Origin of the sequence: Desulfothermobacter acidiphilus, from assembly GCF_052073645.1 — a bacterium.
Classification (GTDB): Bacteria; Bacillota; Desulfotomaculia; order Desulfotomaculales; family Ammonificaceae; genus Desulfothermobacter; species Desulfothermobacter acidiphilus.
Window position 1 is genome coordinate 278,159 of sequence record NZ_CM125440.1, and the last position, 15,076, is coordinate 293,234.

Annotated in this window: 14 protein-coding genes and 5 tRNA genes; 16 read left to right on the forward strand and 3 right to left on the reverse strand. The window is 55.4% G+C overall.

All coding sequences use genetic code 11. The annotated features are described in order from the left end of the window. Positions 1–167: 167 nt before the first annotated feature. The 15 genes from ACTLLP_RS01445 to tuf all read left to right on the forward strand — a co-directional run bounded on the left by ACTLLP_RS01445 (position 168) and on the right by tuf (position 10,194). Positions 168–650, forward strand: coding sequence for a CarD family transcriptional regulator (locus ACTLLP_RS01445; protein WP_441060059.1), 483 nt, complete (start codon positions 168–170; stop codon positions 648–650). Between the two features lie 156 nt (positions 651–806). Beyond that, on the forward strand, positions 807–1,916 hold the full coding sequence (locus ACTLLP_RS01450; protein ID WP_441060061.1) for a PIN/TRAM domain-containing protein: 1,110 nt from the start codon (positions 807–809) through the stop codon (positions 1,914–1,916). Beyond that, positions 1,909–3,078: a 2-C-methyl-D-erythritol 4-phosphate cytidylyltransferase gene (gene ispD / locus ACTLLP_RS01455; RefSeq protein ID WP_441060063.1), complete on the forward strand. Its 1,170-nt coding sequence runs from the start codon at positions 1,909–1,911 to the stop codon at positions 3,076–3,078. The genes ACTLLP_RS01450 and ispD overlap by 8 nt, the downstream gene beginning before the upstream one ends. Before the next feature lie 21 nt (positions 3,079–3,099). Further along, positions 3,100–3,801 carry a serine O-acetyltransferase gene (gene cysE / locus ACTLLP_RS01460; RefSeq protein WP_441060065.1) on the forward strand — a complete coding sequence of 234 codons (702 nt, stop codon included), beginning with the start codon at positions 3,100–3,102 and terminating at the stop codon, positions 3,799–3,801. Next, positions 3,788–5,212 (forward strand): cysteine--tRNA ligase, encoded by a 1,425-nt coding sequence (gene cysS, locus ACTLLP_RS01465; RefSeq protein ID WP_441061558.1) that lies wholly within the window; start codon positions 3,788–3,790, stop codon positions 5,210–5,212. The genes cysE and cysS overlap by 14 nt, the downstream gene beginning before the upstream one ends. A 14-nt stretch (positions 5,213–5,226) precedes the next feature. Further along, positions 5,227–5,910, forward strand: a complete 684-nt coding sequence (gene thyX, locus ACTLLP_RS01470; protein WP_441060067.1) for an FAD-dependent thymidylate synthase — start codon at positions 5,227–5,229, stop codon at positions 5,908–5,910. Further along, positions 5,891–6,658 (forward strand): 23S rRNA (guanosine(2251)-2'-O)-methyltransferase RlmB, encoded by a 768-nt coding sequence (gene rlmB / locus ACTLLP_RS01475; protein ID WP_441060069.1) that lies wholly within the window; start codon positions 5,891–5,893, stop codon positions 6,656–6,658. The genes thyX and rlmB overlap by 20 nt, the downstream gene beginning before the upstream one ends. Continuing rightward, positions 6,636–7,133 (forward strand): NYN domain-containing protein, encoded by a 498-nt coding sequence (locus ACTLLP_RS01480; protein ID WP_441060071.1) that lies wholly within the window; start codon positions 6,636–6,638, stop codon positions 7,131–7,133. The genes rlmB and ACTLLP_RS01480 overlap by 23 nt, the downstream gene beginning before the upstream one ends. Before the next feature lie 262 nt (positions 7,134–7,395). Continuing rightward, positions 7,396–8,043 (forward strand): RNA polymerase sporulation sigma factor SigH, encoded by a 648-nt coding sequence (gene sigH / locus ACTLLP_RS01485; RefSeq protein ID WP_441060073.1) that lies wholly within the window; start codon positions 7,396–7,398, stop codon positions 8,041–8,043. 50 nt (positions 8,044–8,093) lie between these two features. Continuing rightward, a tRNA-Thr gene (locus ACTLLP_RS01490) sits at positions 8,094–8,169 on the forward strand. A gap of 35 nt (positions 8,170–8,204) precedes the next feature. Continuing rightward, the gene (locus ACTLLP_RS01495; RefSeq protein ID WP_441061561.1) at positions 8,205–8,483 is read left to right on the forward strand and encodes a MoaD/ThiS family protein; all 279 of its coding nucleotides are present in this window, start codon (positions 8,205–8,207) and stop codon (positions 8,481–8,483) included. Between the two features lie 117 nt (positions 8,484–8,600). After that, positions 8,601–8,677 (forward strand) — tRNA-Met (locus tag ACTLLP_RS01500). A 3-nt stretch (positions 8,678–8,680) separates the two neighbouring features. Continuing rightward, positions 8,681–8,756 (forward strand) — tRNA-Thr (locus ACTLLP_RS01505). 2 nt (positions 8,757–8,758) lie between these two features. Continuing rightward, positions 8,759–8,835 (forward strand) — tRNA-Met (locus tag ACTLLP_RS01510). 156 nt (positions 8,836–8,991) lie between these two features. After that, the gene (gene tuf, locus ACTLLP_RS01515) at positions 8,992–10,194 is read left to right on the forward strand and encodes an elongation factor Tu (protein WP_441060075.1); all 1,203 of its coding nucleotides are present in this window, start codon (positions 8,992–8,994) and stop codon (positions 10,192–10,194) included. A gap of 187 nt (positions 10,195–10,381) precedes the next feature. Here the strand turns inward: tuf and ACTLLP_RS01520 are convergent. From ACTLLP_RS01520 to ACTLLP_RS01530, 3 genes are all read right to left on the reverse strand, one after another. Further along, positions 10,382–10,456: transfer RNA gene (locus tag ACTLLP_RS01520), tRNA-Ala, on the reverse strand. Between the two features lie 116 nt (positions 10,457–10,572). After that, positions 10,573–12,159, reverse strand: coding sequence for a glycoside hydrolase family 57 protein (locus ACTLLP_RS01525; RefSeq protein ID WP_441060077.1), 1,587 nt, complete (start codon positions 12,157–12,159; stop codon positions 10,573–10,575). Further along, a complete protein-coding gene (locus ACTLLP_RS01530; protein WP_441060079.1) occupies positions 12,159–12,902 on the reverse strand; it encodes a DUF4912 domain-containing protein in 744 nt (247 codons plus the stop codon). The genes ACTLLP_RS01525 and ACTLLP_RS01530 overlap by 1 nt, the downstream gene beginning before the upstream one ends. A gap of 98 nt (positions 12,903–13,000) precedes the next feature. On the opposite strand from ACTLLP_RS01530, the gene ACTLLP_RS01535 reads away from it, so the two are divergent. Further along, positions 13,001–14,974: a glycoside hydrolase family 15 protein gene (locus ACTLLP_RS01535; protein ID WP_441060081.1), complete on the forward strand. Its 1,974-nt coding sequence runs from the start codon at positions 13,001–13,003 to the stop codon at positions 14,972–14,974. Positions 14,975–15,076: the final 102 nt, after the last annotated feature.

The window sequence follows — 15,076 nt, forward strand, 5'->3', positions numbered from 1 at the left end:
GGGCTCTCTCGGAGAAGTCCGCGTCACGGTTCTTGAGGCCCCCATTCAGGCGAAATTTTAGTTGACACCTACTCGGTGTTCGTGGTACAATCAAGCTTTTCTTGACGGAGACGAAACTTTGTGATAAAATTGTTTTGTCGTGAAAGTCTGGCAGCTTGGGGGGTGGGGTGTTGTTCAAGGTAGGGGACAAGGTAGTTTACCCAATGCACGGTGCAGGGGTCATAGAGGCGATCGAGGAAAGAGAAATTCTGGGGGAAAGGCGAGAATACTACGTTCTTCGTTTTCCCATCGGTAGCAATATGAAAGTTATGGTTCCCATCGATAACTGCCAGGAGATAGGGCTGCGCCGTGTCATCGATAAAACCGAAGTGCAAAGCATTATTAAGCTCCTCTGTTCTTCTTGTACCGCTATGCCTACCAACTGGAATCATCGCTACCGTGCCAATTTAGAGAAAATAAAAAGCGGTAATATTTATGCGGTGGCCGAAGTGGTTCGCAACTTGGGTCGTCGTGAGCGTGAGCGCGGCTTATCTTCCGGCGAAAAGCGGATGCTAGAAAACGCCAAGCAAATTCTGATTAGCGAGTTGGTGCTGGCTATGGAGATGCAAGAAGAGGAGGCGCGCCAACTTTTGGATCGCGCCTTCGCCTGAACTCCAGTCGGTTACAGTGTCATCCCCCTCTTGGCGAGCAGCTAAGAGGGGTGTTTTGCTTCTTTTTGGAAATTTAAGGAGATCGGCTTGAACGGCAGCCCCTAAGCCAATATAATGAAGGCAAAGTCGCTTCCGCCCAGAATAGGAGGTGATGTGATGATTCGAAGAATGTTTTTTTTGCTTCTGACCCTTGCAGCGGCGGCGGGCGGAGCTTTCCTGGCTTTTTTCCTGCTTAAATACTGGTCTTTTTCTCCCATGTGGCGCATTGGTGCGGTGGCAATGGGCGGGTTGCTGGGCTTGGTGGTGGGGATTTTCCTTTCACCCCGCTTGATTGACGGAGTGATTTGGCTGGCTTCTCGGTGGGAGCAATACTTGCAGCATATGCCCCTGTCCGATCTATTGGCGGGAATAGTAGGACTCATCTTGGGATTATTGATCGCTAATCTCTTCGCTCCGGTGCTGAGCGGCCTGGGCTGGACCGGAAGGCTTATCTGGCTCGGGGCGGCCTTGCTAGCCGGGTATCTGGGGTTTTCTCTGGGCGTCAAAAAACGGGAAGAGTTTTGGGGACTCATATCTTCTTTTCCTCGCCCGGGTAAAGATAAGCCGGGGCGCGAACCCAGGACCCCGGTGGCGGTAAAGCTGCTCGATACTAGCGCCATTATTGATGGGCGGGTGGTGGATCTTTGCGTTAGCGGTTTTCTCGAAGGTACCTTGCTGGTACCTATTTTCGTGTTGGAGGAGTTGCAGCACATAGCCGATTCGGGAGACGCACTCCGGCGCAACCGGGGTCGGCGAGGTCTAGACATGCTTAATCGCATAAAAAAGGAGTCTAGCGTGAGGGTGCAGGTGTGCGACCAGGGGATAGAAGAGGGCGAAAATCTACCGGTTGACGCCAAACTGATCCGCCTGGCCAAAAAATTGGGAGCTAAACTCATCACCACTGACTATAACCTGCATAAGGTGGCAGAACTTCAAGGGGTGAAAGTGCTGAATCTCAACGAGCTGGCCCAGGCTCTCCGTCCAGTGGTTTTGCCAGGGGAGGAAATGCTACTCCATGTGGTTAAAGATGGAAAAGAACCTGGGCAAGGTGTAGGTTATTTGGAAGATGGAACCATGGTAGTGGTAGAAGGCGGTAAAAAGCATATTGGCCAGACTATTAGGGTTGTAGTAACCAGTGTCCTGCAAACTGCAGCCGGAAGGATGATTTTCGCCAAACCTAAAAGCGAAGGTGAGGTAGGGCTTGGCGGGGTGAACGCCATTGGTTGAAGCGGGTGCGGTGGTAGTGGCGGCCGGGCAAAGCCGTCGGATGGGGGGAGGTGTACGCAAGCAGTTTCGGCCATTGTCTGGCCTACCCCTATTCGCCTGGTCGTTGGAGGCTTGCTCTAAGGCCGAGTTGATCCGAGAAGTGGTGCTGGTGGTTCCCCCGGGTGAGGAGGAGTTTTGTCGGCAGCTGGTTGGAGATCGCTATGTCAAGCTTAAAGCGGTGGTGCCCGGGGGGGAGCACCGTCAGGATTCGGTCTGGTCGGGCTTACTGGCTCTTTCTCCCCGACCCGTGGTGGTGGTGCACGATGCCGCCAGGCCGCTGGTCTTTCCCCACTTACTAGACGGGGTGGTGCAGACAGCTGCCCAATGGGGAGCAGCTGTTGTAGCGGTACCGGCCAGAGACACGGTTAAGAAGGTGGATCACGAGGGGAATGTGGTGGCTACGCTGCCACGCGAGGAGATCTATTTGGCTCAGACTCCTCAGGCTTTCCGCTACGAGCTCTTGATGGCGGCTCACCAAAAGGCCAGATCCGAGGGCTATTACGCGACCGATGACGCTGCTTTGGTGGAGCGAGAAGGGATAAAGGTCAAGGTGGTGCAGGGAAGCCCGCTTAATTTTAAAGTTACCACCGCGCAGGATCTAGAACTCGCTCGGCGGCTGTTGGGCGAGGTAACCACTGGTTATCGCATAGGAATAGGTTACGATGTCCACCCTCTGGTACCAGGGCGTCGGCTAGTTCTGGGGGGAGTGGATATTCCGTCCCCGCTGGGGTTGGAAGGACATTCTGATGCCGATGTCCTTTGCCACGCTCTGGCGGACGCCTTGCTTGGGGCCATGGGTTACGAAGATATCGGCCACTTTTTCCCCCCAGACGATCCTTCTTATCGGGGAGCTCGCAGTTTGGAGTTGCTGGCCCGGGTAGCTGTCTGGGTTAAGGAGGCCGGTTACCAAGTGGCGAACGTGGATTGCGTGTTGCTAGCCGAGCGACCTCGTTTATCCCCCTTCATGGCAGCTATTAGGACCAATTTGGCCGAAGCCTTGACCATCACTCCCGACCGGGTGGGGGTTAAGGCCACCACCACTGAAAAGCTGGGTTTTGTAGGAAGAGAAGAGGGCATGGCTGCTTATGCGGTGGTGCTGTTGGTCCAGCCGACCCTGGTATAATAGTCTAGGGGAGTCGAAGCAATGCTACTCGGTAGTTTATACCGCTACCTTAAAGAGGACATCCAGATGGTATTCGAGCGGGACCCAGCCGCGAAGAGCGTGTGGGAGGTTCTTTTCTGTTATCCGGGGCTTCACGCAGTTTGGTCTTATCGTGTGGCCCACTGGTTTTACCAGCGAGGTTGGTACTTAACGGCTCGTATCATATCGCACATAGCTCGTTTTTTTACCGGGATTGAGATTCACCCGGGAGCTAAAATTGGACGTCGCTTTTTTATCGACCATGGTGCTGGGGTGGTAATCGGCGAGACAGCGGAGATCGGCGACGATGTGACCATCTACCAAGGAGTTACTCTGGGCGGTACCGGCAAAGAAAAAGGCAAGCGCCATCCCACCGTGGGTGATAACGTGGTTATTAGTGCCGGGGCGAAGGTTTTGGGTTCTTTCACCGTGGGAGACAACGCTAAGATAGGAGCCGGATCGGTGGTACTAAAGCCTGTGCCACCCAATTGCACCGTAGTAGGTGTACCTGGAAGGGTAGTGGTAAAGGACGGGAAGCGGGTTCCAACTCCACCCGATTTGCGTCACGATCTTCTTCCCGACCCGGTAGCCGATGCTTTAAAGCGAATGGAGGCAGAGATAGACCGTTTGGAGCGGCGCGTACGAGAACTGGAAGCCAAACTAGCTCAGGAAGAGGAGGCTCGCAGTTTTGATTCAGGTCTATAACACCCTTAGTCGTCGCAAGGAGCCTTTTATACCCCGCGAGCCGGGCCGGGTGCGGATGTACGTTTGCGGCCCCACCACCTACAATTTTATTCACCTAGGTAACGCTCGCGCGCTGGTAGTCTTTGACACTATAAGGAGATACCTGGAGTACCGTGGTTTTCGCGTTTTTTTTGTGCAGAATTTCACCGATATCGATGATAAGATTATCAAGCGGGCTGCCGAGGAAGGAATGGATCCGCAGCAACTGGCACTCAAGTACATCGAGGCTTACTTTGAGGACGCCGATCGGATAAACATTCGGCGGGCCGATGTGCATCCGCGGGTATCCGATCATATACCGGAGATCATCGACTTGATTTCCACTCTATTAAAGCAGGGTTTCGCCTATGAAGTTCAGGGCAATGTGTACTTCGCTGTAAAGCAATTTCCCTCTTACGGTAAGCTTTCAGGGAGAGATATAAACGAACTCCGGGCGGGAGCTCGGGTGGAACCAGGGGAAGACAAGCGCGATCCGCTCGATTTCGCTCTTTGGAAGAGGGCCAAACCGGGAGAGCATTCCTGGCCCAGCCCCTGGGGGGAGGGGCGTCCTGGCTGGCATATCGAATGCTCGGCTATGGCGTTGAAGTATTTGGGGACGGAGATCGACATACACGGGGGGGGAAGCGATCTCATATTTCCCCACCACGAGAATGAGATTGCCCAGGCGGAAGCGGCCACGGGCCGCCCTTTCGTTCGCTATTGGCTTCACAACGGCTTTATCACCTTCAAGGAGGAGAAGATGTCCAAGTCGCTGGGTAACGTTTTCCTCCTGCGCGAAGTGATGGATGTTTATCCTCCCCCGGCGGTGCGCCTGTTTCTATTGAGCACTCACTACCGCAATCCCCTGGCTTACGATCCCGAGTATCTCCAAGGCTTCACCCGTGCCCTGGATCGGCTGCGTTCTTCCTGGCGCCTGCTATCCGAGTTGCTCTCTCGGGCGGAGGAGGCTCCTGCCGGAACTCCAGAAGAGCTCCGGCACCTGGGGAGTTGGGAGCAGCAGTTCACCGAAGCGATGGATGACGATTTTAACACGGCCAGAGCGCTCGCCCTTTTTTTCGATCTGGCTCACTCCATTCATTCCTGGGGCGAACTCCGCCCCTTACCTCCAGCAGAAGTGTGGCGTAAAGCTCTCTCCCTCTGGATAGCGTACAATCGGGTCCTGGGACTCTTTCCTGAGAGGCGGTGGTTGCCAGTAGTGGAGGCGGAGCGCGGCGAGCTCACCCAGGAGTTGGTGGAGTTATTATTGGAGATCCGGCAAGCGGCTCGGCAGCGTCGCGACTGGCAGACAGCCGATTTTATCCGCAATCGCCTGGGAGAGTTGGGTGTGATGCTAGAAGACACTCCGGATAAAACCCGTTGGTATTGGAAATAGGGGGGAGGAAACGCGTGCAAGTGCTGCTACTTGCCCACACGCCGGAGCCGGAAAAGGTCATAGCTTTCGCCGCCAGGCGCTGCTACTCGGCCCTGCCGAACGACGAGCTCTGGGGAAAAGCGAAAGACGGCGACCACCGCGACTTCCTGCGAAAGCTCATAAGGCGCGGGCACCTGACCCCGGTCGAGCACGCCAGCTTCACCTTCGCCGTGGAAGGGGTATCTAGAGCCTGCCTGGCCCAGATAACCCGCCACCGCATAGCCTCCTTCTCGGTGCAGTCCCAGCGCTACGTCAAGGGCTTTAACTTCGTGATCCCGCCAGTGGTCGCGGAGCGGGGCAAGGAAGAGGAATTTCTGGCCGCCATGGAGGAGTGCAGGCGCTCTTACGAGAGGCTTCTGGAATTTCTTCCGGCGGAGGACGCCCGCTTCGTTCTGCCCCAGGCGGCGGAAACCAAGTTCGTGGTCACCATGAACGCCAGGGAGCTCTTGCACTTCTTCTCCCTGCGGCTGTGCTTGCGGGCGCAGTGGGAGATAAGGCGGGTGGCGGAAAAGATGCTGGAGCTGGTGAAGCCCCTGGCTCCGGTGGTGTTCGAGAAGGCGGGGCCTCCTTGCTTGCGGGGGCCATGCCCGGAGGGGGAAGAAGGATGCGGAAAAATCGAGGAGGTGCGCCGCAAGTATCTTGGAGAAGAAAGCCGGTAATTTAGAGCTAGTTTACGGGCGCCACGCGGTTAAAGAGGCCTTATTGACCGGACGCCCTCTCTACAAAATCCTGGTAGCCCGAGGTTTAGGCGGTAATTTCTTTCACGAACTACGCAACCTGGCCGCTGGTCGCAATATCCCGGTTCAGGTCTTACCCGCGGAAGCTCTAGACCGCTTAACCTCTCGGGGAGCGCATCAAGGTTGTGTGGCTTTCGTTAGCCCCTATCGCTACGCTGCCATAGAGGATTTAGTGGCTCTTGCTCCCCGTTGTCTGCTGGTTCTGGCTTACATTACCGACCCTCGCAATCTGGGAGCCATTTTGCGAACGGCGGCTGCGGTGGGGGTGGAAGGAGTGGTACTCCCTTCTCGGCGAGCCGTAGGTCTCACTGCGGAAGCTCTCAAGGCGGCGGCAGGGGGAGCGGAGCATGTTAAGGTGGCCCGAGTCACCAATTTAGCTGCGGCCTTGCGCTATTTGAAAGAGCAAGGTTTTTGGGTTCTGGGGGCTGAGGCGGATGCTCCTTGCACGCTTTGGGAAGCCCGCTGGAACGAGCCGGTGGCAGTGGTTATCGGTGGAGAAGATAAGGGACTGGGAAAGGTGATTAGGCGCGAATGCGATGTCCTGGTGCGTATTCCCACTACGGCGCAGATGCCCTGTTTAAATGCCTCGGTAGCGGCTGCCATCGTTTTGTACGAGGTGATGCGTCGCCGCTTGATGAAAGGAAATCATGAGGGAGATAGTGCTGATTGATGGCTACAATTTGATATACGCTCTCGAAATGGAGAAAGTAACGGTGGATCTCTCTCACGCCAGGGACTATCTAATTGGTTTATTGGAGGAGTATGCTGTCCTGGCCGGCAAGAAAATCATCGTGGTTTTCGACGCATACAGGGTCAAGGGGGGGAAGGAATCGCGGCAGAACCGGCGTGGAGTTACAGTGATCTTTACCCGGGAAAAGGAGACAGCGGATACGGTTATAGAACGTTTGGCGGGGAAAATGGCCGGGGATTTTCTGGTTACGGTGGTTACCGGGGACTTTCTCGAACAGCGTCTGGTGGCCGGAGTAGGAGCTCTGCGAATTACCCCCAAAGAATTCCAGAAGCAACTGCAGCAGGTGTTGTCGCTAGAACAGGGAGAAGGCGAGGATTTTTGGGTTCGCCTGGATAGTCGTTTGCCAGAGGCGCTGCGCCGGCGTTTGCGTGAATGGAAACACAAAGAAAATTAAATGCTGCTACCCAAAAGGGTAATCTAATCCACCGGTATCAGATTTCAGATCGGGGGTGTGATGCAAAGATTAGCCGAGTCAGTGGAGGAAAAATCAAGAATGTCATTTGCCACACCGTCTTGGTGGTTTCAATAAACTCTTGGGAGTGAAATTTCGGCTCGCCCGCAAAGCTCAGATCTCTAATTTCGTTGACGCGCAACAATTAGTTAATTATAATGGAGAAGCAGCGAGAAACCGGTTAGAAGAGTGGGGGCGATAGGTTTTGAGCCTGCGCGGCCTAAGCCAGCAAGTATGCCCTTGCTATGAGACCATGCAGGACGAAGAGATTGTGTCCTATGCGCGCAAGGGAGATGAAAAGGCCCAGGAGTATCTCATCAATAAGTACAAGCATTTCGTTCGAGCCAAAGCCCGAGCCTATTTCCTCATAGGCGCTGATCGCGAGGACATCGTTCAGGAAGGCATGATCGGGCTGTACAAAGCCATACGGGACTTTCGCATGGACAAGCTATCCTCTTTTCGGGCTTTTGCTGAGCTTTGTATTACCCGTCAAATCATTACAGCTATCAAAACGGCCACCCGCCAGAAGCATATTCCCTTGAATTCGTACGTTTCGCTTAACAAACCGATCTACGACGAGGATTCGGATCGAACCCTGCTAGATGTGGTTTCCGAGGTCAAGATCACCGATCCGGAGGAAGTGGTGATCAGCCGGGAGGAATTCGATCATATCGAGGCCAAGATGAGCGAGATTTTGAGCAAGCTGGAGTGGGAAGTCCTGGTGTCGTATCTGGAGGGCAAATCTTATCAGGAAATCGCTGAAGATCTGAACCGGCATGTAAAATCCATCGATAACGCGCTGCAGCGGGTAAAGCGCAAATTGGAGCGCTATCTGGAACGCAAGGGTCATTAAAAGTTGCTCCTTTTTCCCTCTCAAGCTAAAATTCTATTGGATAGATTTACGCTGGGGTAGCTCAATTGGCGGAGCGGCTGACTTGTAATCAGCAGGTTGTGGGTTCGAGTCCCATCCCCAGCTCCATATGTGTGTCTGGATGGTGAGGGTCGTTGCCGCAGGTGGAAGTGCGAGCCTTTGCCTTTCTTGCTCGCGTGTTTGATAAGCGAGGTTGGCGGCAACCTTATACTTTGAGTGTGCCCGAGAGGACCACCGTGGCGCAGTTGCTGGAAAGGTTAGATTTACCTCCTCGGGAAGTAGAAGCGGTGATGGTGAACGGAAGGGTGGTGCCTTGGGGGTACAAATTGCGGGAGGGCGACCGCGTAGGGCTAATCCCTCCTGGCACGCCTGGTCCTTACCGGGTGTTGCTGGGTTTCTTCTCTCCATCCAGAGGGGAATAAGCGGGTTCGGTGGCGTTGCTGACGAACTCGCGGGGCTTAGGTAGCTGTATGATCCGCTCCTGCGCGGATCACAGTTGCTTACTTCCTAACAATCTGTTATTATAAGAACGTGAAGGCCGCGGGGTGGAGCAGCCAGGCAGCTCGTCGGGCTCATAACCCGAAGGTCGTAGGTTCAAATCCTACCCCCGCAACCAGAAGCCCATATAGCTCAGAAGGCAGAGCGCATCCTTGGTAAGGATGAGGTCGCCGGTTCGATCCCGGCTATGGGCTCCAGTGGCGGCGTAGCTCAAGTGGTGAGAGCATGCGGCTCATACCCGCAGTGTTCGGGGTTCAAGTCCCTGCGCCGCCACCAAATGTTAGGCAATGCTGAAACCCGGGTGAACCACCCGGGTTTTTGAATTTCCCTCGTTGAAGGAGGAGGAATTGGGCCGTAAAAAGCGAATAATCACTTTTGGCAGGGCAATGTTCCGGCAAGTGACACTTCGGGTAGATCAAGGGAGGAAACTTTATGGCCAAGGAGAAATTCGTTCGCACCAAACCGCATGTCAACATAGGGACCATTGGGCACGTGGATCACGGCAAGACCACCTTGACGGCGGCCATCACCATGGTGTTGTCCCGCCACGGTATGGCCAAGCTGGCGAAATACGACGAGATTGACAAGGCGCCGGAGGAAAGGATGCGTGGCATCACCATTAACACGGCGCACGTGGAGTACGAGACCGAGAAGCGCCACTACGCCCACGTGGACTGCCCGGGGCACGCCGACTACGTGAAGAACATGATCACCGGGGCGGCGCAGATGGACGGCGCCATACTGGTGGTGTCGGCGGCGGACGGTCCCATGCCCCAGACGCGGGAGCACATTTTGCTGGCGCGGCAGGTGGGAGTGCCCTACATAGTAGTATTTTTAAACAAAGCCGACATGGTGGACGACCCTGAGCTTCTGGAGCTCGTGGAGATGGAAGTGAGGGAGCTTTTGAGCACCTACGATTTTCCTGGCGACGAAGCGCCTGTCGTGGTGGGGTCGGCCTTAAAGGCTCTGGAGTGCGGATGTGGGCAGCGGGAATGCCCCAACTGCGGCCCCATATGGAAGCTTTTAGACGCCATAGACGAGTACATACCGACGCCGCAGCGGGACATAGACAAACCATTTCTCATGCCGATTGAGGACGTATTCACCATCACGGGGCGTGGCACGGTGGTCACGGGGCGGATTGAGCGTGGTCGGATTCGCGCTGGGGAAGAGATAGAGATAGTAGGATTTTCCGATAAGCCGCGGAAGACGGTAGTGACCAGCGTAGAGATGTTCCGTAAGATACTGGACGAAGGGGTAGCGGGAGACAACGTAGGGTGTTTGCTGCGTGGAATAGAGCGCAAGGAAGTGGAGCGGGGGATGGTGCTGGCCAAGCCGGGATCGATCAAACCGCACCGGAAGTTTGCGGCGGAGGTGTATGTATTGACCAAGGAGGAGGGTGGCCGTCATACGCCCTTTTTCAACGGTTACCGGCCGCAATTTTACTTCCGGACCACGGATGTGACCGGGGAGATCAAGCTGCCCGAAGGGGTGGAGATGGTGATGCCGGGAGATAACGTGCGGATGGAAGTGGAGCTCATCACTCCGATAGCCATTGAGGAAGGGTTGCGCTTCGCCATCCGCGAGGGCGGTCGCACGGTGGGAGCCGGCGTGGTCACCAGCGTGCTCGATTAAAGGTGGATAGGTCACAGCGTAAGGCCGGAGAGAAGCAGGTTCGCTTCCTCCGGTCCTTTTTGTGTCTTTATTAGGATTCTGGGTCAAGCCACCTGGGGGCTTCTGTCTACGGCTGGGTTTCTGGATCAAACAAAATAAAGGGGCTGTCCCAGTTAACTTTTGGGACAGCCCCTTTTGAGTTTCTTTCTGGTGGACCTGGGGGGAATCGAACCCCCGGCCTCTTGAATGCGAGTCAAGCGCTCTCCCCCTGAGCTACAGGCCCACGCCAGCTTTATTTTAGCGGTTTTGCCGGGAGAAAGCAATCCCCTTCTGTTGATGTGGGCATTTGGGGAAGTAGCAGGCCCAATCTAGTCGATTTTGTCGGTGGCTGGGAGCAAGTTAGGGGTCGGGAGTGGCGTAGGCGCGGTAATCGAGGTGAGGGAAGAGGGGGTGCCGCTGCTCCAGCTCTTCAATGAAATCGGGGCGGAGGCGGTTGCTGGTGATCTGCTGGTAGAGCTCCAGGAAGTTGTGGAGGTGTTCTTTAACCCGCCGGACCGCGTAATCCACCACGGTGCCGGTGGCCATGATGAAGGGCCAGTCGCTAGCTTGGGCCAGTAGGAGCTCCCTAGCTGCCTGGTTAAGAGCACGCCTTTGCCAGCCCTCGCTGGCTGGATGATCGCGAGCCAACTCGCTCATGCGGTCGCTGGCCCAGTGGAGATGGCGATAAATCCAATCGTTGGCGCCGCATAGCCATACTTCGTGGTAGCCCCGGTTACCCCAACTGGAGGCGCAGGGGGTGGCTACCTGGTTGCAAGGGTGGCGTTGCAAGTAATCGGAAGGGGTTACAAGCTCAATTACCTCCTGCTCTTGGGCTATTTTGCGTACCAGGAAGTCCAACCACTGTGGCCCCTCGAACCACCAATGACCGAAGAGCTCGGCGTCATAGGGGGCCACAATTAATGGGGGGCGGTCTAGAAAGCGGCTAAGGTAACGTATTTGATGCTCCCGATTGAAAAGAAAGTTGCCAGCGTGAAGCTGAGCTTTGTTCCGCGCCCATTCGGGCCTGTAAGGCTCTTTACGCTCGGTATTACCGGTTATACGGTAATATTTGAGGCCGGTAGCCACCCTTATGCCATCGGGATGAATGAAATCTTTGATATAGTCGTAATCCAGTTCAAAGCCTATATCCCGATAATACTCGCGATAATCAAAATCACCCGGGTAGCCCTCTTTGGCGCTCCAAACCTGTCTGGAAGATTCCACGTCCCGACCGAAAGCGGCCACTTCGTTGGGACAGTATATTGGTGCGAAAACCCCGAAACGGGGCCGATGGGAGGCGAAAAGCAAACCATGGGTGTCCAGAAAAAAATACTTTATGTTAAAGGCTTTGAGGTAGCTCTCTAAGCCAGGGGCATAGGCGCACTCCGGTAGCCAGAAGCCGGGGGGATTGTGCCCGAAAAATTGGCGGTAAAGCTCTACTGCGGCTTGAATTTGGACCTTAACGGCAGCAGGATTGAGCATTAACAGGGGGAGATAACCGTGTGTGGCAGCGCAAGTGATTATTTCAAGTATTCCTGCCTGCTTAAAGCGCTGCCAGGCTCCGATCAAGTCCCAGTGGTATTCTTCTAGAGTTTGGCGCAGACGAGCGGCGCGGTTCCGATACATGACTACCACGGGAAAAAAAGGAGTGCCGGCGGTTCGGGTCAGCTCTCGCGCTAATAATTCTTCTGTCCGCTCCAAGTGCTGGCGGTATCTTCCCTGTAGGAAAGGATCGGTCATCATGGTCAGCAAAGTGGGGGAGAGGGAAAGCGTAAGGCGAGCTTTAATTCTATCCCGTTCCCATCCCTGGAATACCCATATAAGGGGAACATAGCATTCGGAGATGGCTTCATAAAGCCACCTTTCTTCCAACGACCAGTGGTGTTCCGGATGCCGGACAAAGGGCAAGTGAGCGTGTAAAATCAACGCTAGATAGCCGTGGGCCATTATTTACCTCCTTTAAACCAGGGTATGGGGGAAGCTTCTCCCAGCTGGAGTTGCTCCCGGCCGAGTTGAATCTGCACCTCTTCGACGAGCAGGGGAGAACTAAGTCCGAACTGGTAGCGGTAGAGACTGCGGTATATTTCCTCCAGCCACAGCCACTCTTCGTCCGTGTGTTCGGAGAGGGAAGCGCGGGGAGTGTGGGCCGGGTTAGAGCGAAGCAAGGTAACGAAATCCCCGGAAGATAACCGGCGACCTAGATCCACACAGAAAGTCCGGTCTGGCTGGTTCACCTCGATATACCAATTATCCGCGGCGTTGTTGATGGGGATATCCACGAAACTGTGGGCATTATACCCCTTAAATTCGGGCAAGAGGGTAATATCATAGAGGCGCAGGACGGGTATAGAAGTGTGCCAGCTGCCCGGACCGTAGATTTCCTCAAACTGCTCTTGTAAAGTAGCACTAATTTCCCAATAGGCGAATAGCCAGTGGGGATCACGAGCTAAAAGCACCAGGCGATCTTCCCCGTAGTGCTGAGGCAACTCCGGTGCCGGTGAGGAGGGGGCTGGCAATTCGGCTGGAGGCGGCGGAGCTATCTCCGTACCCGTTTCTAGGTCGGGGAACGGGGGGGGAGTGGGCCTAGGTACTTTGCTACGGGTGGTCCGGCTGCTACGATAAGCCAACCAGAATCCTGTTATGAGGATGAGTGCTCCGGCAATGAGTAAAAATAACCAAAAAAAGAGCATGTCTTTCTTCCTCCTGCTTCTCCTAGCGCCTCTTCAGTTATTATGACCTTGCCTTTCGGGCTTTATAATGGGAGGTGAGGGAGCTCTGGAGGTGGATAATGCCTAGGGAGATAGTTCTAGGGAATGGGAGATTACTGGTAAATTTAGATGACCACTATCGGGTTAGGGACCTTTACTATCCTTACACTGGCAAGGCTAACCATCTCTTGGACGGCGTTGGCGAAGTGGGGGTTTGGGTAGAGGGCACTTTTTCTTGGATAGGCGAAACGGGCTGGGAAATAGGAAGTTTATACCAGAGAGAGAGCCTGGTGGCGGTGACCCGAGCCATCAACCCCGGCTTGCAAGTAGAGCTTTGTTTTACCGAAGCGGTGGACTGGGAGCAAGAAGTGTGGGTGCGCCGAGTGCAGTTGCGAAACCTGGCTTCCATCCCTCGCGAGGTGCGGATTTTCTTTTACCACGATTTCAATCTGGGCGGGTATGATCTGGGGGACACCGCCTTTTACGACCCTGTTTCCGGGGGGCTTATCCATTATAAGGAATGTTGGTACTTATTGCTTGGCAGTTCGGAAGGGATAGGGCGCTACAGCATTCGTAAACAGGGAAGCGGGGGTAGCCGGGTAGACGCTGAAGACGGCGAGCTGGCTGGGCCTCCGGCCGATCAGGGCAACATTAACAGCACCGTAGGTTTTGCTTTTGCTCTAGGTGCGGGAGAAAGACGAGAGTTTTACGTTTGGCTAGCAGCCGGCGAGGGGTTGGCGGAGGTGCGTGCTCGCCACGAATGGGTAAAAAGGAAGGGCCCAGAGGAGATCTTGCAGCGGGTGCAATTGTTCTGGCGGCAATGGTTACGCCGAGCACAGCGCAAGCACTTCGCGGACTTAACCGAGGAGTTGGTAGCGCTTTACTTGCATAGCTTGTTGCTACTGCGGGCCCATACCGACGCCCGAGGAGGAGTGTTGGCGGCTACCGACACCGATATTCTTTCCACCAACCGGGATCATTACGCTTATGTGTGGATGCGGGATGGCGCTCTGGTAGCCCATGCCCTGGACCGAGCCGGTTATCCGGAAATAAGCCGCGTTTTCTTTACTTTCGCTGCTAAGGTCCTGCACTCACATGAAGGGTTTTTCTGGCATAAGTATCATCCTGACGGGACTATCGGTTCCTCGTGGCTAGCCTGGGTTCGGGCTGAGGAAGAGCAGCTGCCTATTCAGGAGGACGAGACGGCCCTGGTGCTATGGTCCTTAGGTGAGCATCTGCGTCTTTACCCTGAGGCGTTCGATTGGTTGCTTGCGAGCTTCAGCACCCTAGTGGTGCCGGCTGCCGACTTTCTGATGCGTTACCGGGACCCTGTCTCTGGGTTACCCCGGCCAAGTTACGACCTCTGGGAAGAGCGGTTTGGGATCTTCACCTTCACAGCCAGCACGGTTTACGCGGGCTTGAAGGGAGCAGCATATCTCGCCATTTTAGTGGGAGAGCGGGAGCGGGCCAGGCTTTGGAAACAGGCAGCAGAAGCGGTCCGTCAGGGGGTAGTGCAACACCTCTATGATCCCGAGCGCCAGCGCTTTCTCCGGGGTCTCACCCACACTCCACGGGGCTGGTCACCTGACCCCACTCTGGACGCCAGCCTGTGGGCAGTTTGGCGCTTCGGCCTATTATCTCCCGATGATCCTCGGGTAAAAGCTACCATGGCGGCTCTGGGTGAGGGGTTGCGGGTCCGCACGCCGGTGGGGGGGATAGCCCGCTACCGGGGAGATTACTATTTTTTGCAAACCGATGACTTTGCCACTGTTCCTGGTAATCCCTGGTTGATCACCACTCTCTGGCTGGCCCAGTACCAGGCGGTGCAGGCGGCCGATAAGTCTGAGTTGTTCCGGGTCCAGGAGTTTTTGCAATGGGTCGCTCGTCACAAGAGTCCTACCGGTATGCTGCCTGAGCAGGTGCATCCTTTCACCGGGGCGGCGCTTTCTGTTTCTCCGCTTACTTGGTCGCACGCCACCTTCGTGGAAACCGTAGAGGCCTATATTTTACGTTGGGAGCGCTTGGGACCCGGAAACCTAACCTCTGGCGAGTGAACCAAGCCGCTCCCCCAGGGTGCTCCAACACGAGAGAACGCCTATCCTTCAGGCTCCCGAGCGCGTGCGCGCGGCCGTCTTGGAGCGGCTTGCCTACCGGGA